19 protein-coding genes are annotated in these 16,590 nt (G+C 63.1%); 11 read left to right on the top strand and 8 right to left on the bottom strand.

Annotation, left to right across the window (positions count from 1 at the left end):
* Positions 1 to 36 precede the first annotated feature (36 nt).
* Together NKI73_RS19735 and NKI73_RS19730 are read left to right on the top strand one after the other, a co-directional pair.
* Positions 37 to 1,164, top strand: coding sequence for an ATP-dependent DNA helicase (locus NKI73_RS19735; RefSeq protein WP_091580570.1), 1,128 nt, complete (start codon positions 37 to 39; stop codon positions 1,162 to 1,164).
* A 65-nt stretch (positions 1,165 to 1,229) separates the two neighbouring features.
* Positions 1,230 to 1,895 (top strand): hypothetical protein, encoded by a 666-nt coding sequence (locus NKI73_RS19730; RefSeq protein ID WP_352632557.1) that lies wholly within the window; start codon positions 1,230 to 1,232, stop codon positions 1,893 to 1,895.
* Positions 1,896 to 1,916: 21 nt separating this feature from the next.
* Here NKI73_RS19730 and NKI73_RS19725 read toward each other — a convergent pair whose 3' ends face one another.
* Positions 1,917 to 2,321: a SpoIIAA family protein gene (locus tag NKI73_RS19725; RefSeq protein ID WP_352632555.1), complete on the bottom strand. Its 405-nt coding sequence runs from the start codon at positions 2,319 to 2,321 to the stop codon at positions 1,917 to 1,919.
* A gap of 134 nt (positions 2,322 to 2,455) precedes the next feature.
* Here NKI73_RS19725 and NKI73_RS19720 point away from each other — a divergent pair, with 134 nt between their 5' ends.
* A complete protein-coding gene (locus tag NKI73_RS19720; RefSeq protein WP_352632553.1) occupies positions 2,456 to 3,196 on the top strand; it encodes a pyridoxine 5'-phosphate synthase in 741 nt (246 codons plus the stop codon).
* Between the two features lie 103 nt (positions 3,197 to 3,299).
* On the top strand, positions 3,300 to 5,219 hold the full coding sequence (locus NKI73_RS19715) for a potassium transporter Kup (RefSeq protein ID WP_352632551.1): 1,920 nt from the start codon (positions 3,300 to 3,302) through the stop codon (positions 5,217 to 5,219).
* A 61-nt stretch (positions 5,220 to 5,280) separates the two neighbouring features.
* Here NKI73_RS19715 and NKI73_RS19710 read toward each other — a convergent pair whose 3' ends face one another.
* Positions 5,281 to 6,174 (bottom strand): SDR family oxidoreductase, encoded by an 894-nt coding sequence (locus tag NKI73_RS19710; RefSeq protein ID WP_352632549.1) that lies wholly within the window; start codon positions 6,172 to 6,174, stop codon positions 5,281 to 5,283.
* A gap of 135 nt (positions 6,175 to 6,309) precedes the next feature.
* Here NKI73_RS19710 and NKI73_RS19705 point away from each other — a divergent pair, with 135 nt between their 5' ends.
* Together NKI73_RS19705 and NKI73_RS19700 are read left to right on the top strand one after the other, a co-directional pair.
* Positions 6,310 to 6,720, top strand: a complete 411-nt coding sequence (locus NKI73_RS19705; RefSeq protein ID WP_352632547.1) for a winged helix-turn-helix transcriptional regulator — start codon at positions 6,310 to 6,312, stop codon at positions 6,718 to 6,720.
* Positions 6,721 to 6,864: 144 nt separating this feature from the next.
* Entirely contained in the window at positions 6,865 to 8,049 is a 1,185-nt protein-coding gene (locus tag NKI73_RS19700) for an FAD-dependent oxidoreductase (RefSeq protein WP_352632545.1), read from the top strand.
* Here the strand turns inward: NKI73_RS19700 and NKI73_RS19695 are convergent.
* Positions 7,997 to 8,722 (bottom strand): glutathione S-transferase family protein, encoded by a 726-nt coding sequence (locus tag NKI73_RS19695; RefSeq protein WP_352632543.1) that lies wholly within the window; start codon positions 8,720 to 8,722, stop codon positions 7,997 to 7,999. The two genes, NKI73_RS19700 and NKI73_RS19695, sit on opposite strands and share 53 nt — an antisense overlap.
* Before the next feature lie 132 nt (positions 8,723 to 8,854).
* Here NKI73_RS19695 and NKI73_RS19690 point away from each other — a divergent pair, with 132 nt between their 5' ends.
* Complete coding sequence (locus NKI73_RS19690; protein WP_352632541.1) at positions 8,855 to 9,313, top strand: MarR family winged helix-turn-helix transcriptional regulator; 459 nt, start codon at positions 8,855 to 8,857, stop codon at positions 9,311 to 9,313.
* A 29-nt stretch (positions 9,314 to 9,342) separates the two neighbouring features.
* On the opposite strand, the gene NKI73_RS19685 is transcribed toward NKI73_RS19690, so the two are convergent.
* Positions 9,343 to 9,777, bottom strand: a complete 435-nt coding sequence (locus tag NKI73_RS19685; protein WP_502905585.1) for an anthrone oxygenase family protein — start codon at positions 9,775 to 9,777, stop codon at positions 9,343 to 9,345.
* Between the two features lie 153 nt (positions 9,778 to 9,930).
* Between NKI73_RS19685 and NKI73_RS19680 the strand changes: the two genes are divergently transcribed.
* Both NKI73_RS19680 and ilvC read left to right on the top strand, forming a co-directional pair.
* Complete coding sequence (locus tag NKI73_RS19680) at positions 9,931 to 10,590, top strand: TetR/AcrR family transcriptional regulator (protein ID WP_352632539.1); 660 nt, start codon at positions 9,931 to 9,933, stop codon at positions 10,588 to 10,590.
* Between the two features lie 16 nt (positions 10,591 to 10,606).
* Positions 10,607 to 11,626, top strand: a complete 1,020-nt coding sequence (gene ilvC / locus NKI73_RS19675) for a ketol-acid reductoisomerase (RefSeq protein ID WP_013531065.1) — start codon at positions 10,607 to 10,609, stop codon at positions 11,624 to 11,626.
* A gap of 106 nt (positions 11,627 to 11,732) precedes the next feature.
* Here ilvC and NKI73_RS19670 read toward each other — a convergent pair whose 3' ends face one another.
* A complete protein-coding gene (locus NKI73_RS19670) occupies positions 11,733 to 12,266 on the bottom strand; it encodes a BA14K family protein (RefSeq protein WP_352632536.1) in 534 nt (177 codons plus the stop codon).
* 188 nt (positions 12,267 to 12,454) lie between these two features.
* On the opposite strand from NKI73_RS19670, the gene NKI73_RS19665 reads away from it, so the two are divergent.
* Together NKI73_RS19665 and NKI73_RS19660 are read left to right on the top strand one after the other, a co-directional pair.
* A complete protein-coding gene (locus NKI73_RS19665) occupies positions 12,455 to 13,567 on the top strand; it encodes an endonuclease/exonuclease/phosphatase family protein (RefSeq protein ID WP_352632534.1) in 1,113 nt (370 codons plus the stop codon).
* A 5-nt stretch (positions 13,568 to 13,572) separates the two neighbouring features.
* Positions 13,573 to 14,289 carry a hypothetical protein gene (locus NKI73_RS19660; RefSeq protein WP_352632532.1) on the top strand — a complete coding sequence of 239 codons (717 nt, stop codon included), beginning with the start codon at positions 13,573 to 13,575 and terminating at the stop codon, positions 14,287 to 14,289.
* On the opposite strand, the gene NKI73_RS19655 is transcribed toward NKI73_RS19660, so the two are convergent.
* From NKI73_RS19655 to NKI73_RS19645, 3 genes are all read right to left on the bottom strand, one after another.
* Positions 14,286 to 14,528, bottom strand: a complete 243-nt coding sequence (locus NKI73_RS19655) for a hypothetical protein (RefSeq protein WP_352632530.1) — start codon at positions 14,526 to 14,528, stop codon at positions 14,286 to 14,288. The two genes, NKI73_RS19660 and NKI73_RS19655, sit on opposite strands and share 4 nt — an antisense overlap.
* Before the next feature lie 131 nt (positions 14,529 to 14,659).
* Positions 14,660 to 15,877: an ABC transporter permease gene (locus NKI73_RS19650; RefSeq protein WP_352632528.1), complete on the bottom strand. Its 1,218-nt coding sequence runs from the start codon at positions 15,875 to 15,877 to the stop codon at positions 14,660 to 14,662.
* Positions 15,874 to 16,587 (bottom strand): ABC transporter ATP-binding protein, encoded by a 714-nt coding sequence (locus NKI73_RS19645; protein WP_352632526.1) that lies wholly within the window; start codon positions 16,585 to 16,587, stop codon positions 15,874 to 15,876. Before NKI73_RS19645 ends, NKI73_RS19650 begins: the two co-directional genes overlap by 4 nt.
* Positions 16,588 to 16,590: the final 3 nt, after the last annotated feature.

Genomic DNA, 16,590 nt, shown 5'->3' with positions numbered 1-16,590 from the left:
CTTGTCTTTCCCTTGCGAATCCGGTCTCTCGCGCTGATGGAATTCTCTCCCCAACAGGACGAGGCGCTGCAAGCGGTTGCCCGCTGGCTGAAAACCGGCAAGCCGCAGCTGTTCCGGCTGTTCGGCTATGCCGGCACCGGCAAGACGACGCTGGCGCGCTATTTTGCTGAACATGTCGACGGTCAGGTGCAGTTCGCCGCCTTCACCGGCAAGGCCGCACAGGTTCTGCGCTCCAAGGGCGCGGTCAATGCGCGCACAATCCATTCGCTGATCTATAGGCCCAAAGGCGAGGAATCGGTGGCCGACGAGGTCACCGGCAAGACCTCGATGTCGCCGACCTTCTCGCTCAACCGGCAGAGCCCGATCTCGCGGGCGAAACTGGTCGTCATCGACGAATGTTCGATGGTCGACGAGCAGCTCGGTCGCGACCTGATGAGTTTCGGCACGCCGATCCTGGTGCTCGGCGACCCCGGCCAGTTGCCGCCGATCTCGGGCGGCGGCTTCTTCACCGACCACGAGCCGGACTTCCTGCTCACCGAAATCCATCGGCAGGCGCGCGACAACCCGATCCTGCGGCTGGCTCTCGACGTGCGCGAGGGCCGTGAATTCATGCGTGGCGACTATGGCACGGCGCAGGTGATCGGCAAGGAAGACGTTACCCAGGAGCTGGTGCTGAAAGCCGACCAGGTGCTGGTCGGCACCAACCGCACGCGGCGCCGCTACAATCAGCGGCTGCGCGAACTCAAGGGGTTCAATGCCGACTATCCGCAGGCCGGCGACAAGCTGGTCTGCCTGCGCAACGATCCGGCCAAAGGGCTGCTCAACGGCTCGCTGTGGAAGGTGATGACCTCGTCGCGCGAGACGGTGAAGCCCGGCATCAACCTTCTGGTGTCGCCGGAAGAGGACGATCCGGATCGCGGCGTCGCCAAAATCAAGCTGCTCAAGGCGGCGTTCGAGGATCCCGACGCCGATATTCCGTGGCAGCAGAAGAAGCGCTTCGACGATTTCGACTATGGTTATGCGCTGACCGTGCACAAGGCACAGGGCTCGCAGTGGAACGAGATCGTGCTGTTCGATGAAAGCTGGGCCTTCAAGGAAACCCGCCAGCGCTGGCTCTACACGGCGATCACGCGGGCGGCAGAGCGGCTGACGATCGTCAGGTAGCAGGCGTCCGAGCGGGCTCTGCGTGACGTTGCGTTCTGCTGGACGGTTGGGTTAGTTTTTCAGTCATGGCACGCGTTTTCCAACAAATCGTCAGCCTTGGCCCCGATTGCCGGACAATCCATCAGATCCGGGAGCGGTTTGGCAGGGTCAGCGGCAGGCGCGGTGTTTTCGACTGGCAAGGCACGCCGCCCGCGGTGGTGATGGACTATATGCGGAGCGATTTTGTCGGGATGTTCGAGCGCGATGATTTGCAAGTCGCCGACGGCAAGGTCTCCAACCGACGGTTCGGCACCAGTTACAAGCATCTGTTCCCGGATGGTGTTACCGAAGCGGTGCTCGACGCGCGCTACCCGGCCGTTCGAAAAAAACATGACCGATGGTGCAAGACGACGAGGGCACTGATCCGAAATGGTCATTCGACGCTTTTCGTCCTTGGTTTGCCGGTGACCGGGCGGGACATGGATGAACTGTCGATACTTCTCGAAAAAGCGGCTCCCGGCCGGGACTTCCTGTTGCTGGCGCCGCCAGAAGGAGACAGAAGCGACGATTGGCGGGGTGACTATGATGTGTGGCGCGAGCATTTTGCCCCATTCTCGATCGAGCCACCACTTGGAAGGCGTATCGGCCTGAAATTCTATCGGCTCGGCAAAAGGATGTTTTTCAGGAACTCAAATCCGCTGAATGCCGACGAGTTGATTGGAATGCTCAACTGGCTTTGGAAGAAGCGGTAGACAATACCGTTCTGCAGCAAGCTATCGCGCGCCAATCGGGCTGGCGTCGAGCCATTGCCAGGCGGCGGCCTCGTCTTCCACGTTGAAGTGTCTGAATTCGATGGGCGGCGAGGGCGGCAGAAAGCCTTGTGCGTCCGCTATCCAGTCCGGTTCGCCGATCGTCGCGCAACGGCCGACATGTTCCAAGGCATGGACGGCGCCCTGCTTCAGGGTGTCGTCCGCGATATGGGCCCAGTCGACGCCATCGTGGTCGACAAGGCGCACCAGCACATCGATGCGCGGGTGCAACGCATAGGCTGCCTCCATCAGCCCGAAAAGGTTTTCGCCGTCTGCCGCGGCGACGTGCCCAACGACATCGATAGCGAAAAGATCGTCACGGCTGGTCTCGATACGGCGGATCGCCGGCACGGAATCGAGAAAATTCATGGGCGCCTCCTTTCCCGGACTGAATTCATCAAGCTTGGAACACCCGAAACCCCCAGTCTGTTCCCACCAAAGGCATTACTGTTCCCGCCAAAGGCATTATAGGTGGCGCATCGAATGATTTTGAGGCCAACCGCATGCCCGCAAAGCTCTCCGTCAATCTCAACGCCGTCGCCATGCTGCGCAACCGGCGCGACCTGCCGTGGCCGAGCGTTATCGGTCTCGGCCGCATTGCGCTCGCGGCCGGGGCGCATGGGCTGACTGTGCATCCACGTCCCGACGAGCGGCACACAAGGCACTCCGATCTGCCCGAGATCCGGTCGCTGATCGACGACGAGTTTCCGCGCGCGGAATTCAACATCGAGGGCTATCCGACCGAGGATTTCCTGCTGCTTGTGGAAAAGCATCAGCCCGAACAGGTGACTTTGGTGCCGGACGACCCGGCCCAGGCGACATCGGACCACGGCTGGAACTTCGCGACCCAGGCCGCGTTCCTCTCTCCGATCGTCAAACGTCTGAAGAAGGGGGGCTTTCGCGTGTCGCTGTTTTCCGATCCGGACCCCGATTGCGTGACGGCCGCACGCGATACCGGCGCCGACCGCATCGAGCTCTATACGGGTCCCTACGGCAGTTATCATTCCGATTCCGCCAAAGCGGCCAATGAGTTGGAAAGATTGGGAAAAACCGCCGACGCCGCGCTCGCTGCCGGGCTTCAGGTCAATGCCGGGCACGATCTGGTGGTCGGCAATCTGCCGGCGCTTGCCAAGCGCATTCCGGCATTGGCCGAAGTGTCGATCGGACATGGGTTGACAGCCGACGCGTTGGAGTATGGCATGGCCGGGACGGTGGGTCGGTTCCTCAAGGCCTGCGGATGGTAGCGATGGCAGCCTCGCGCGGCAGGCATGGCAGCCATCACGCGACGGCACTTGATATTGCATCGCAGCAAGCGTAGAGCACCGCGCGCTTATCGGAGTGTCGTCCATGGCCCTTACCAATACTGGTAGTGAGGCAGAACCCATCGAACAATCGAGCCATTCGGAAGTCGAACAGCACAGCACCAAGGTTCTGATGCTGGGCGCGCTCGGTGTGGTCTATGGAGATATCGGCACCAGCCCGATCTACGCCTTTCGCGAGGCGCTGGTGGCGTCTTCGGGCGGCAATGTCGCCCAGCGCGGCGATATTCTCGGCGTGCTGTCGCTGATCATCTGGTCACTGACGATCATCGTCACCATCAAATACATCATGTTCGTGCTGCGCGCCGACAACCGCGGCGAGGGCGGCGTGCTGTCGCTGATGGCGCTGGCGCGCGGCAGTTTCCCCAAGCGCTCGGCGCTGATGCTCGGCATCGGCATCGTCGGAGCATCGCTTTTCTTCGGTGACGCCGTCATCACACCGGCGATTTCAGTGCTGTCGGCGGTTGAGGGCATGAATGTCGTCACGCCGACCTTCCAGCCCTATGTGGTGCCGCTGACGCTGGTCATCCTTGCCATGGTGTTCGCGGTGCAGCGCTTTGGCACTGGCGGGGTGGGATTGGTGTTCGGCCCGGTGACCGCGGTATGGTTCCTGGCCATTGGCCTCTCCGGGCTCAACCACATCATCGCCGATCCGGAAATCCTGTGGGCCGTGAGCCCGCACTACATCGTCGCCTTTCTGATCAATTCGCCCGACGTCGCTTTCGTGACCATCGGCGCCATTTTCCTGGCCGTCACCGGCGCCGAAGCGCTCTATGCCGATCTTGGCCATTTCGGCCGCAAGCCGATCGTGCTCGCCTGGCTGGCGATCGTGTTTCCCTGTCTGCTGCTCAACTATGCCGGGCAAGGTGCCTTCGTGCTGGCCAAGAACGGCGTCGTCGGCCATCCGTTCTTCGAGATGAACGAAGGCTGGACGCTGATCCCGATGGTCGTGCTGGCGACCGCCGCCACGGTCATCGCCAGCCAGGCGGTGATATCGGGCGCCTTTTCGCTGACCAGGCAGGCAGTGCAGCTCAACATGCTGCCGCGCCTGGAAATCCTGCACACGTCGGAGAAACAGTCCGGCCAGATCTACATGCCGCGCGTCAATCTCCTGCTGGCGCTGGTGGTGATGATGCTGGTCGTCGGCTTCGGCGAGTCCAGCAGGCTGGCGTCGGCCTATGGTATTTCGGTGACCGGCAACATGCTGGTGACGACGGTGCTGCTCTATGTTGTCATGACGCGCATCTGGAAATGGCGGCTGTGGGTGGCGGTCGCCATGACGGCGCTGTTTGCCTTTATCGACGTCGGCTTCTTTGCCTCCAACATCGTCAAGGTGTTCGAGGGCGGCTGGGCATCGCTGGCGGTGGCCTTCACCGTTGTGCTGGCCATGTGGACGTGGGTGCGCGGCAGCCGCTATCTGTTCGACAAGACCCGCCGCAACGAGATCCCGCTCGATTTCCTCGCCGGCAATCTCTTGAAGAAAAAGCCGCAACTGGTGTCCGGCACCGCCGTGTTCCTGACCAGCGATCCGCTCAGCGCGCCTACCGCGCTAATGCACAGCCTGAAGCACTACAAGGTGCTGCACGAGCAGAACGTCATCCTTTCAGTGGTGACCGCGCCGCAGCCGGTGGTGCCCGACAGCGACCGGGTCAAGATGGAGACGGTCAACGAGCTGTTCATGCGGGTGACGCTGACCTTCGGCTACATGGAGCAGCCAAACATCCCGCGTGCGCTGGCGATCTGCCGCAAGCAGGGCTGGAAGTTCGACATCATGACGACCTCGTTCTTCCTGTCGCGGCGTTCGCTCAAGGCCTCGCCCAATTCCGGCATGCCGGTGTGGCAGGACCGGCTGTTCATCGGCCTGGCGCGCATGGCGGCCGACGCGACCGAGTATTTCCAGATCCCGACCGGACGCGTGGTGGAGATCGGCACGCAGGTGGCGATTTAGGCATGTCCTGGCGGATCGGCGAATGGACTGTGCCTCACGGCACAGTCCGTGTCACTCCGCTTCAACCGGCCAGAGCGGCTTTGTTCGCCTCGAGGAACTGCTTCAGCGTTTTCGACTTTCGGCCGGAAAGCGTCTCGACCGTGTCCGTCACCATGGCGATGCGGCCGGCGCGCGTGTTGGCGTCGAAGGAGACGATGATGCGGGCGAAGTCCTCGGGAACGCCGGCCGCCTTCACGCCTTCGGTCAAGGCTTCATCCGGAACCTGCACGACATTGAGCGGCTTGCCGGTGACCTCGCTTACCAGGGCGGCGATCTCGGCCGTGGTGTAGGCCTGCGGGCCGGTCAAGGTGTAGGTCTTGCTTTCGTTCGAAACGCCAGCGAGGCCGGCGGCGATCGCCGCTGCCATGTCATCGCGTGCACCATGGGCGATGCGGCCTTCGCCGGCGGACGTATACCAGTGTCCCGAGGCGATGGCCTGCGGCAATGCCATGAACAGGTTTTCCTGGTACCAGCCGTTGCGGAAGATGGTGTAGGCAATGCCGCTTGCCTTGATCGCCTGCTCGGTGCCGTAGTGATCGTTGGCAAACAGCACCGGCGAAACCGGCTCGGGATTTGGCATCGAGGTGTAGAGAAGATGGCCGACGCCGGCGCTCTTCGCCGCGGCCACCGCCGTCTCGTGCTGCTTCAGGCGCCGACCGTCCTTCAGGTCCAGTTCGCCTGTCGAGATGATCAGCAGTCTGTCGACGCCCTGGAACGCGGTCTCCAGTAACGTCCTATTGTTGAAATCGGCCTCGCGGATGGTGACACCGCGCGCTGCCAGATCGGCCAGATTGGCCGGTGTGCGGGTGGTGGCAATGATGTGCTCCGGCGGAACCTTGTATGTGTCCAGCAGGTGGTTGATGACGCTGCGGCCGAGTTGGCCGGAAGCGCCGGTGACGAGAAGGGTTGCGGTCATGGAGGGTCCTGACATTGCGCCGGAAGCGCGGTTCGAGTGCCGGTCTCGAAAAGAGACCAGCACTAAAATAGGAATTGACCTGTTGCCGTAAAGAAGGCAGTTTTTCGGGAGGTAGGCACGCGCAGGGAACCAGCGGTGGACAGCAAGATCGTCAATCTGAGATCGAAGATGGAGGTCTACAGGGCGATCTCCGGCGGCGGCAATTTTGCCAATTGTCCGGTCCGCGATGTCATCCAGGGGGTAAGCGGCAAATGGAGTTCGCTGCTGATGATGGCGCTGGCCGAGCAACCCTATCGCTTCGGCGAGTTGCGGCGGCTGGTGCCCGACATTTCACAGCGCATGCTGACGCAAACGCTCTACGATTTGCAGCGCGACGGCTATGTGCATCGCGAAGTGTTTCCGACCAAGCCGCCGAGCGTTGAATACAGCCTGACAGACCTCGGACGTTCGATGTTCGGCGCCTTGCATCAGCTGATCCTGTGGGCCGAACTCAATCATGACGCGGTGCGCGACGCGCGCGCCGGTTTTGATGCCGCCCAAGGGTGAGCCGGTCCGTGAGCTGGCCAAAGCCTGACGCGGCGGCTTGATTTCGTCCGGCCGCTGAAGGATTGTCCCGGCCAGTTCGGCTTTGGGGGCATTGGCATTTCCTACGATATCGCAATTGCGGGCGCCGGGCCGGCGGGGCTGGCCATGGCGCTCTATCTCAAGCGCGCCGGGCATCGGGTCATCGTGTTCGAGCGCTTCGAGGAGCCGAAGCCGGTCGGGTCCGGGCTTATCCTGCAGCCGACCGGGCTGACGGTTTTGGCCGATCTTGGACTGCTCGACGACATCCTGGCTCTGGGCAGCCGCATCGACCGGCTGCATGGCGCCGACGCCCGCACCGGCCGCACCGTGCTCGATGTCCGCTATGATGCGCAACGCGGTGGCCGCTTCGGGCTGGCGGTGCACCGGGCGGCCTTGTTCGGCGTGCTTCTTCGCGCCGCGCAACGCGAGGCAATCACCATCGAAACCGGCGTCGAGATCGAGGCTCTGGAGGCCGGCGAACAAGCGACGCTGATCTGTGGCAACGGACGAAAGGCAAGGCCATTCGATCTAGTTGTCGACGCCAGCGGTTCGCGCTCGAAACTGCGGCAGGGCGTGGGTAATCCTGGCTCGCCACGACCACTCACCTATGGCGCGTTCTGGGCCTCGCTCGGCTGGCGCGGCGAAGGTTTCGACGAGCACGCGCTGCTGCAACGCTACGACAAAGCGAGCGTGATGATCGGCGTGCTGCCGATCGGCCGGCCGGAGCCGGGCGCTGAAAAGATGGCGGCATTCTTCTGGAGCCTCAAACCGGCTGATGTCGAGCGGCTGCGGGCAGTGGGTCTCGACGCCTGGAAGGAGAGGGTGGTTCGGCTGTGGCCCGAGAGCGAGGCGTTCACCAGCCAGATCGACAGTTTCGACCAGTTCTCGCTGGCGCGCTATGACCACCACACGATGAAATGGCCAGCAGGGCGGCGGCTGGCCATCATCGGCGATGCGGCGCACTCGACCAGCCCGCAGCTCGGGCAAGGGGCCAACATGGCGCTGCTTGACGCCGCGGCGCTCAGCCATGCGTTGGCACGGACGGCGAGTGTCGAAGCGGCACTGGAAGCCTATGCGAGCGCACGGCGCTGGCATGTCCGGATCTTCCAGGCGCTGTCGCTGGCATTCACGCCGTTCTACCAGTCAGATTCGGTGGCGCTGCCCTTCATCCGCGACAGGCTGGTGGCGACAGTGGCAAAGATCCCGCCGGCGCCGCAATTCCTCGCCTCGATGGTGGCCGGAACCGTGATCGACCCGTTCAGGCGGATCGGGCTTGCGGAGGCGAAGTGGCCGGCTCGCTTCGGCCAATGAGGCTCGAAAGGTAAGATCCCTTCGCTTGCAGGAAGGCATGCAGGCCTTGTGGGTAGTCCGGCGCCACGGCGTGCTTGATCGACGCCCGTTCACTTAACGCCTTGCGCCAGGCCCGAACGAGCGGTTTGCCGTCCAGAATGCCGAAATCACCGATCCGGTCGAAGGCGTCCAGATAGCGGAAGACCGGACCGTAAACGGCGTCGACCAGCGAAAAGTGCTCGCTGGCGAACCAGCGTCCGCCAGGCTCGTCCGCCAGCTCGGCCTCGAGTCGATCGAACATGGCAGACAGCGCGCTGGATTCGGCAAGGAAGCCGGCCTCGGTCGATGCTGAATAGAACCGGCCGATGGCGTTGAGGGTTGCCGAGCCGAACTCTATCCAGGCACGATGCCGTGCGCGGGCATAGGGGTCGGCGGGGTGGAGGGGGTTGGCCTGCGTCTCTTCGAGGAATTCGAGGATGACGGCCGACTCGAAGACTACCGTTTCCTCGCCATTTCGCAGCACGCGCAGCAGCGGCACCTTGCCGAGCGGCGAGATCGCATTGAACCAGTCCGGCTTGTTGGCGAGGTCGATGTCGACGCGTTCGAACGGCACGCCCTTTTCGGCCAGCGAAATCGCCGCGCGCTGCACATAGGGGCAGAGATGGTGGCTGACGAGAATGAGTTTGTCGGTCATCTCGGTTCCCCGAGACTCAAGGCGTGTTTTCATCGGATTGGCTTTCCATAGTTAATGCACTTGCATCTATGTAGATGCATGTGCATCCATCGTCAAGCTTGATGCAATTGCATCTATTGCCTATGCTGAGCCATGACCGAGAAAGCCATGCCTTCGCCCGAAGCCATCAAGGCTTGGGCCCGCCTGATGCGGGTTTCGCGCCAGCTGATGGAAAGCGCTGAAGAGGCGTTGAAGGCCGCTGGCCTGCCGCCGCTTGCCTGGTATGACGTGCTGCATGAGCTCGCCGAGGCGGGCGAGGGCGGGCTGCGGCCGTTTCAGCTGATCGAGCGCACACTGTTTGCGCAATACAACATATCGCGGCTGCTGGCGCGGCTCGAGGCCGATGGGCTGGTGGAGAAGCTGCCGGCGGCCGATGACGGTCGTGGCCAGACCATCCGCATCACCCTCAAGGGCCGCGAGACGCGCCGTCAGATGTGGGCTGTCTATGGACGGTCGATCGCCGAACTGGTTGGCGCCAAACTCTCGGCGGATGAATTGACCATGGTCTCGGCACTGCTCGGACGGTTACGTCATCCGCCCGTCGCGGACTGACGCCATGGCGCTGAGCCGGCTTGGCGAGGTCAGGCCAGATGGCTGCCCCAGAGAAACGCCAGCGTCGCCAGTACGCCAAGTGCGGTTCGAACCAGATGCAGATTGCCCCACTTGATGATCAGGGACCTGGCTTGCGGATTGCCGGCGCTTGCGTCCATCGCCTGCAGCACTCTGTTGGTCGGCATCATGGCGATCAGCGTCCACGGCCAGGGCAGGATGATCAATACCGCGCCAACCAGAAAGGCGAGACCGCCGGCCTGCCACCAGGCAACCAGACCAAGAACGCAGGCGACAATGGCAATCGACGCCTGCATGGCGGCGCCGCGTTTGTAGGAAGGCTGCCATTCCTGCAGCAGTGCCTTGTCGTCGAGACGAAGCCGCGCCGGTTGCTCGGCGACACTGACATAGATCGCGGCGCCGGAGAATGCGGCGGCAACCGTCAAGGCGAGCAATCCGATCAGCATCTTCTTTCCCCGCGCAAGCCGTGCGGCGCCGCCGCCGTCCAGAAAGAAATAGGACTTGCAAGGCCCAAAACAATACGCCATAGATCAGGCGAACCGTAACGTACGGTACGGCTTGCCGGAATACCGGCCGGCCTTGCCTGCCGAGAGAAGAGCGTGTTGCACAGCGTGCCCGAGATCGACACCAGCGAAGCGCTGACAGAGCGGCAGAAGGCCGTGCTCGACGCGGCGTTGCGGCTGCTGGTCGAGGAGGGCGATCAGCTGACCATGACCGCCGTGGCGCGCCGGGCGAGCTGCTCCAAGGAAACGCTCTACAAATGGTTCGGCGATCGTGATGGGCTGCTGACGGCGACGGTGCAATGGCAGGCCTCGAAAGTGCGGGTGGCGCAGGTCGACGGCAAGGGGCTCGACCTTGTCTCGCTGACGGCCAGCCTCGAACGCTTCGCCTCGGACTGGCTCCAGGTTATCTCCAGCGATACCTCGATCGCGCTCAACCGGGTTGCGGTCGGCCACGCGGGTTCGGGCAAGGACGATCTCGGCGCCGTCGTGCTGGAGAATGGCCGCTTTGCACTGGCCAAACGCCTGAAGCCGGTGCTCGAGGCCGGTCGGCAGGCCGGGCTGCTCGACTTTGCGGATGCCGAAACGGCGTTCCGCACCTTTTTCGGGCTGGTCGCCCGCGACGTGCAGATCCGTCTGCTGCTCGGCGACCGGCTGGAATTGACTGAGGCGGCGATCGGCGGCGATGCCGCGCGGGCGACGCAGCAGTTTCTCGCTCTTCATGGAGCAACAACCGGCCGCAAGGCCTCTGATTCATAACGGGAAGGAAGACAAAATGCGCGTCTATTACGATCGTGATGCCGATCTCAATCTGATCAAGGGCAAGAAGGTCGCCATCATCGGCTATGGCAGCCAGGGCAGGGCGCATGCGCTCAACCTCAAGGATTCCGGCGCCAAGGAGATCGCTATCGGTCTCAAGGCCGGGTCGGCGACCGCCAAGAAGGTCGAAGCCGATGGGCTCAAGGTGATGAGCGTGGCGGACGCAGCCAAATGGGCCGACCTGATGATGATGGCAACGCCAGACGAACTGCAGGCCGACATCTACAAAAACGAGATCGCGCCGAACATCCGCGATGGCGCTGCAATCGCTTTCGCACACGGCCTCAATGTGCATTTCGGCCTGATCGAGCCGAAGTCGACGGTCGACGTCGTCATGATCGCGCCGAAGGGCCCCGGTCACACGGTGCGCGGCGAATACCAGAAGGGCGGCGGCGTGCCGTGCCTGGTCGCCGTCAACCAGGACGCTTCGGGCAATGCGCTCGACCTGGCGCTGTCCTACGCCTGCGGCGTCGGCGGGGGCCGTTCCGGCATCATCGAGACTAATTTCCGCGAGGAATGCGAGACCGATCTGTTCGGCGAGCAGGTGGTGCTTTGCGGCGGCCTGGTCGAGCTGATCCGTGCCGGTTTCGAGACGCTGGTGGAAGCCGGCTACGCGCCTGAGATGGCCTATTTCGAGTGCCTGCACGAGGTCAAGCTGATCGTCGACCTGATCTATGAGGGCGGTATCGCCAACATGAACTACTCGATCTCGAACACCGCCGAATGGGGCGAGTATGTCTCGGGTCCGCGCATCATCACCGCCGAGACCAAGGCCGAGATGAAGCGGGTGCTGAAGGACATCCAGACCGGCAAGTTCACGTCGGAATGGATGCAGGAATACCGCGCCGGCATGTCCCGCTTTAAGGGCATCCGCCGCAACAATGACAGCCACCAGATCGAGGAAGTCGGCGCCAAGCTACGCGCGATGATGCCTTGGATTTCGAAGAACAAGCTGGTCGACAAGGCCAAGAACTGAACGAAGCCTATACGTTCGAAGGCGCGCAGCCTCGAAAAATCAAAATCAAAAAACGGCGCCAAGTGGCGCCGTTTTTCACGTCTGAACTCAACGACAGCCTAGCTCATCAATAGGGCGAATAGCACTGCTGACGTGGGCCGTTGTAGGGCTGGAACGTGTTGTCGTAGGCCCGGTACGACCGATAACGGTTGTAGCACCATTGGACATGGGCGCTCGAAAGCCGGCCGGCACGGTAGTAGCGGCGCGGCGGCGGTGCATCGTAGTAGTTGTAGTTGTTGTACATGCTGCCGATGCCAAGCCCCAGCCCAAGGCCCAGGAGTGCGGCCGCTCCATCATTGTGATGGCGGCCATGGCGGCGACCTTGACGCCAACGCCAGTCATCTCCGCCATTCCAGTTGCCGCGGTTCCAATTGCGACGCCCGTCATGGCGGCGCCACCTCCAATTGTCATTATTGAACCGCCGGTCATTACCGCCCGCCCAGCTGTCGCGGACCGGGCTGACTGTCGGCGCCGCCGTGCTGGTGGGAATCGACAGTGTCGGCTGCATGATCGGGCCGGCAGCGGACGGTGCCGTGATGCCGGAGAGGATACCGAGGGCTATCAGCCCGGATTTTACCGTGGAAGAAAAGAGCGAATTCATTGCACTCTCCAAGAGATACAGGCCCCACGCCTACCCGAGGAATGGGCCTAATGTGAATGTTTGCATCTGAACGGCGGATGAACGGAAAGGTTCCGTCAACCATGGCGCGAATGCCTGAGGACCAACCGATCTCCGCTGGTGGTCCTGCCTGCTTGTTTTCTGCGGCACTTGCGGGCAAAGGTCATGGCATGTCGCTGCGCCTTGCCACCTTCAATGTCGAGAACCTGATGAACAGGTTCGATTTTTCCGGTTACCGCAACCAGCTCAACGAGGATCGAACGCTGGCGCTGTTCGATATCCAGAGCGAGGCGGAATACAAGATGCTGGAGCAGGCCCGCGCCATCGCCCAGTCCGATGACACGCGCCAGTTGACGGCGTTGGCGATCGCGGCCACCCGCGCCGATATCATCTGTATGCAGGAGGTCGACAACATCGAAGCGCTGAAGGCCTTCGAACACGGCTATCTGTTCAAGATGGTGGGTCAGGGTTACCGGCAGAAATACACCACATCAGGCAATGATTCGCGCGGCATCGACGTTGCCGTGATGATGCGCAACGAAACCGCGAAAGGCCAGCCGATCGAATTCGTGCGCATGACCAGCCACGCCTATGTCACCTATGAACAGTTCGGGCTGCACACGACGGAGTTGGCGGCACTCGGCAATCAAGCCAATGAGCGCATCTTCCGGCGCGACTGCCTGGAAATAGACCTCACCGTGGGCGGCGTGCCGCTGACGCTTTACCTCGTGCATTTCAAATCGATGGGCTCGCCCCGCAACGGGCTCGACGGACGCGAGGCGACGATGCCGGTGCGCATCGCGGAGGCGCAGGCCGTGCGGCGCATCATCGAGGAGCGTTTCGGTGGGGAGCACGCCGCGGACAAACGCTGGGTGATCTGCGGCGACATGAACGACTACCGGCAGCGCGTGAAGATAGCCGGCGACGCGATCGACGGCTACCGCTTCGAGGTGGTCGACGAGGCCTTGTCCTGCATCAATGTGCTGACAGAAGGCGGCTTCTGCGAAAACGTCGTCGAGCGGCGGCCGGAGATGAACCGCTGGAGTTTTTATCACACACGCGGACCGGAAGAGCGGCATCTGTGCCAGCTCGACTACATCCTGCTGTCGAAGGGGCTTGCCGCCAGCAACGCGACGGCGGTTCCCGACATCATCCGCAACGGCCAGCCCTGGCGGACCATTTTCCCGCCCGGCCAGGAGGTCGAGCGCTTTCCGCGCGCCGGCTGGGACCGGCCGAAGGCATCGGACCATTGCCCGGTGGCGATCACGCTGGACATGGCCTGAGCGACATGAGTTTCGACCTGCCACGCAATGTCATCCTGCCGGTCGACGCTATCGACGTCCGGCTCGATCCTGACCCGCACCCGTTCGCCTTGAACAACGCAGAGGCGATCGCCGAGAACTGGCAACGCGAAATCGCCGCCAATCCGGCGCTGTTCGACGGCACGGTGGTGCTGCTGTCGCAACTCGCGTACCGCTACAACCGTCTCGTCGGCCGGTGTCATGCGGTCACCTATTCGACTTTCATGCTATGGCGAAAACGGCGCGAGAATTCGGGCGCCGAGCACGCCTATGCGCATGCCATGCTGGTGGCCGGCGACAATGCGCTGGTGGCGATCCGCATGGGACCGCGCACGGTCAACGCCGGCCGCGTCTATTTCGCCGCCGGCTCATTCGAGCCGCTCGATTTTCGCGACGGGCTGGTCGATGTTGATTTCAACATGATCCGCGAGGTGCGAGAGGAAACCGGCCTCGACCTGTCAGGTGCCGAACGGGGCAAGCGCTGGCACGCCCTGTCGACCAACAGCGGCACGGTGATCTTCCGCCGCTACCAAGCGACGGCGCCCGCCGACGAACTCGCCCGGCGCATCTCAGCCTTCGTCGCCACCGAGACCGATCCGGAGATTGAGGGGCCGGTGATCATCCGTCATGCCGTCGACCTGCCGGAGGGGCTGTCACCGCACATGAAACCGCTGATCGAGTGGCATTTCGCAAACATGGATTAAGGGCGCGTCTTGTCCGGTGCCGCCTTGCGATCGTTGCGGGCGGCGACGAGGAACAGGATAATGCCGATGCCCAGCAAGCCGCCCATCGCCATTCCCATCGTCTGGCCGACGACTGCCTGGAAATCTGAGGTGACGCGGTCGGGATTGGCCATGCCATAGCGGGCGAGATACCACCAGATGCCTGCAAGGAAGGCCTCGATGATGACCATCGCCAGGATCAGTCGCGCCTTCTTGCTCATCCGCAATTCCTCCGCCCAAGGTGAATTCCCCTAGCATCGCGAACGGTGCGGAGACAGTGGTGGGCCGGGTGGAAATGTCGAAGGCTGTGCAAAACGGTCTGAGTGCTGGACGCGTTTCCGACTGGGTTGCCCTATTCGTGCCGCAGCGCGTCGATCGGGTCGAGCCTGGCGCCGCGCAGCGCCGGGAAGAAGCCGAACACCATGCCGATCAGCGCTGAGAAGCCGACGGCGAGCAGGATGACCGCCGGGCTTGGTGCGAAGGGGATGGTCAGCGTCACCGCGGCGAGGCCGGCCAGCGCCAGGCCGATCAGGATGCCGATGATGCCGCCGAGCAGCGACAGCACCGTCGCCTCGACCAGGAACTGGATGAGGATGTGCTTTTCATGCGCGCCGATGGCAAGCCTGATGCCGATCTCGCGGGTGCGCTCGGTGACCGAGACCAGCATGATGTTCATGATGCCGATGCCGCCGACCAGCAGGCTGACACCGGCGACCGCGCCCAGCATGCCGGTCATGGTGGTGGTGGCGCTGGCCATGGCGTCGGCGATCTGGGTCATGTCGCGGATGGCGAAATCGCTTTCGCGGTCCGGCGTGATGCGGCGCGCGTCGCGCAAGATGTCCTCGACGCGCGGCTGCAATTCGCTGGTCGGCGTGCGGTCGTCGGCGGCGATGTAGATGTTGTCGATGTCGCGGTTGCCGGCGATGCGGCGTTGATAGGCATGCAGCGGCATCAGCACGACATTGTCCTGGTCCTGGCCGAAGCCGGTATAGCCCTTGGGCTCGAGCAGGCCGATGATCTTGCAGGAGGTGCGGTTGACGCGGATGATCTCGCCCTCCGGGTCGCCGGCGCCGAAGAATTGCTGGCGCACCGTCTCGCCGATCAGGCATACGCCGGTGCCCGAGCGGGTTTCGGAATCGCTGAACGGGCGGCCAGACACCAGTTTCCAGTCGCGCGCATCGAGATAGGCGCTGTCGGTGCCGGTGACGCCCGAAGTCAGGCTCTCGGTACCGAAGATGACACGCACCTGTTTTTGCGAGGCCGGCGAAATGGCGCGCGCGCCGGTCAGGTGCGCAACGAGTGCGGCCAGGTCCTTTTCGGCCAGCGGACGCGCCACCTGGTCGAGCCCGCCCGGACCGCCGGGACCGGCCGGGCGGCCGGAGCGCACGACCAGCAGGTTGCTGCCGAGCTTGGAGATGTCGGCCTTGACCTTTTGCGTGGTGCCGGAGCCAATGGTGAGCATGGCAATGACGGCGGCAACGCCGATGACGATGCCGAGCAAGGTCAGGAACGAGCGCAGCACGTTGCGCCGGATCGAGCGGAGCGAGAGGCGGACGGTTTCCCAGATCATGGTTGCGTCGTCTCCAGCTTCATCGTGTCGGAGGCGACATGACCGTCGAGGAAACGGATGGTGCGTTCGGCATAGCCGGCGACGTCTGCCTCATGCGTCACCATGGCGATGGTCAGGCCAAGCTGGGTGTTCAGCCGGGTCAGCAACTCCATGATCTCGTGCGTGCGTGCGGTGTCGAGATTGCCGGTCGGCTCGTCAGCGACGAGCAGGGTCGGGCGGGTGACGATGGCGCGCGCGATCGCCACGCGCTGCTGCTGGCCGCCGGACAGTTCGGCCGGCGTGTGGTGCTCGCGGCCGACAAGGCCGACCTCTGCCAGCGCCTGCATGGCAAGGTCGCGGCGTTCGCGGGCGGCGACGCCACGATAAATCAGCGGCAGTTCGACGTTTTCGGCCGCCGTGGTGCGGGCCAGCAGATTGTAGCCCTGGAAGACAAAACCGACATAGAGGTTGCGCAGCATGGCGCGGCGGTTGCGGTCGAGCCGCCCGGCGTCGATGCCCATGAAGGAATAGGTTCCGGCCGTCGGCGTGTCGAGGCAGCCGATGATGTTCATCGCAGTCGATTTGCCGGAGCCGGACGGTCCCATGATGGCGACGAATTCGCCGCGGCGGATGGCAAGGTCGACGCCGGCCAGCGCATGCACCTTGGCTTCGCCCTGGCCATAGCTTTTCCAGACCTTGTCGAAGGTGATGAGGGTCGCGCCCGCAGCCACGGT

It is taken from the genome of Mesorhizobium sp. M0496, from assembly GCF_040321205.1.
Taxonomy (GTDB): domain Bacteria; phylum Pseudomonadota; class Alphaproteobacteria; order Rhizobiales; family Rhizobiaceae; genus Mesorhizobium.
Note: the sequence above shows the minus strand (reverse complement) of the source record. Positions and strands in the feature narration are given on the sequence as shown.

Coding starts and splice junctions, on each gene's coding strand:
- NKI73_RS19735 (WP_091580570.1), top strand. CDS start 37: ATGGAATTCTCTCCCCAACAGGACGAGGCGCTGCAAGCGGTTGCCCGC.
- NKI73_RS19730 (WP_352632557.1), top strand. CDS start 1,230: ATGGCACGCGTTTTCCAACAAATCGTCAGCCTTGGCCCCGATTGCCGG.
- NKI73_RS19725 (WP_352632555.1), bottom strand. CDS start 2,321: ATGAATTTTCTCGATTCCGTGCCGGCGATCCGCCGTATCGAGACCAGC.
- NKI73_RS19720 (WP_352632553.1), top strand. CDS start 2,456: ATGCCCGCAAAGCTCTCCGTCAATCTCAACGCCGTCGCCATGCTGCGC.
- NKI73_RS19715 (WP_352632551.1), top strand. CDS start 3,300: ATGGCCCTTACCAATACTGGTAGTGAGGCAGAACCCATCGAACAATCG.
- NKI73_RS19710 (WP_352632549.1), bottom strand. CDS start 6,174: ATGACCGCAACCCTTCTCGTCACCGGCGCTTCCGGCCAACTCGGCCGC.
- NKI73_RS19700 (WP_352632545.1), top strand. CDS start 6,865: ATGGCGCTCTATCTCAAGCGCGCCGGGCATCGGGTCATCGTGTTCGAG.
- NKI73_RS19695 (WP_352632543.1), bottom strand. CDS start 8,722: ATGACCGACAAACTCATTCTCGTCAGCCACCATCTCTGCCCCTATGTG.
- NKI73_RS19690 (WP_352632541.1), top strand. CDS start 8,855: ATGACCGAGAAAGCCATGCCTTCGCCCGAAGCCATCAAGGCTTGGGCC.
- NKI73_RS19685 (WP_502905585.1), bottom strand. CDS start 9,777: ATGCTGATCGGATTGCTCGCCTTGACGGTTGCCGCCGCATTCTCCGGC.
- ilvC (WP_013531065.1), top strand. CDS start 10,607: ATGCGCGTCTATTACGATCGTGATGCCGATCTCAATCTGATCAAGGGC.
- NKI73_RS19670 (WP_352632536.1), bottom strand. CDS start 12,266: ATGAATTCGCTCTTTTCTTCCACGGTAAAATCCGGGCTGATAGCCCTC.
- NKI73_RS19665 (WP_352632534.1), top strand. CDS start 12,455: ATGTCGCTGCGCCTTGCCACCTTCAATGTCGAGAACCTGATGAACAGG.
- NKI73_RS19660 (WP_352632532.1), top strand. CDS start 13,573: ATGAGTTTCGACCTGCCACGCAATGTCATCCTGCCGGTCGACGCTATC.
- NKI73_RS19655 (WP_352632530.1), bottom strand. CDS start 14,528: ATGAGCAAGAAGGCGCGACTGATCCTGGCGATGGTCATCATCGAGGCC.
- NKI73_RS19650 (WP_352632528.1), bottom strand. CDS start 15,877: ATGATCTGGGAAACCGTCCGCCTCTCGCTCCGCTCGATCCGGCGCAAC.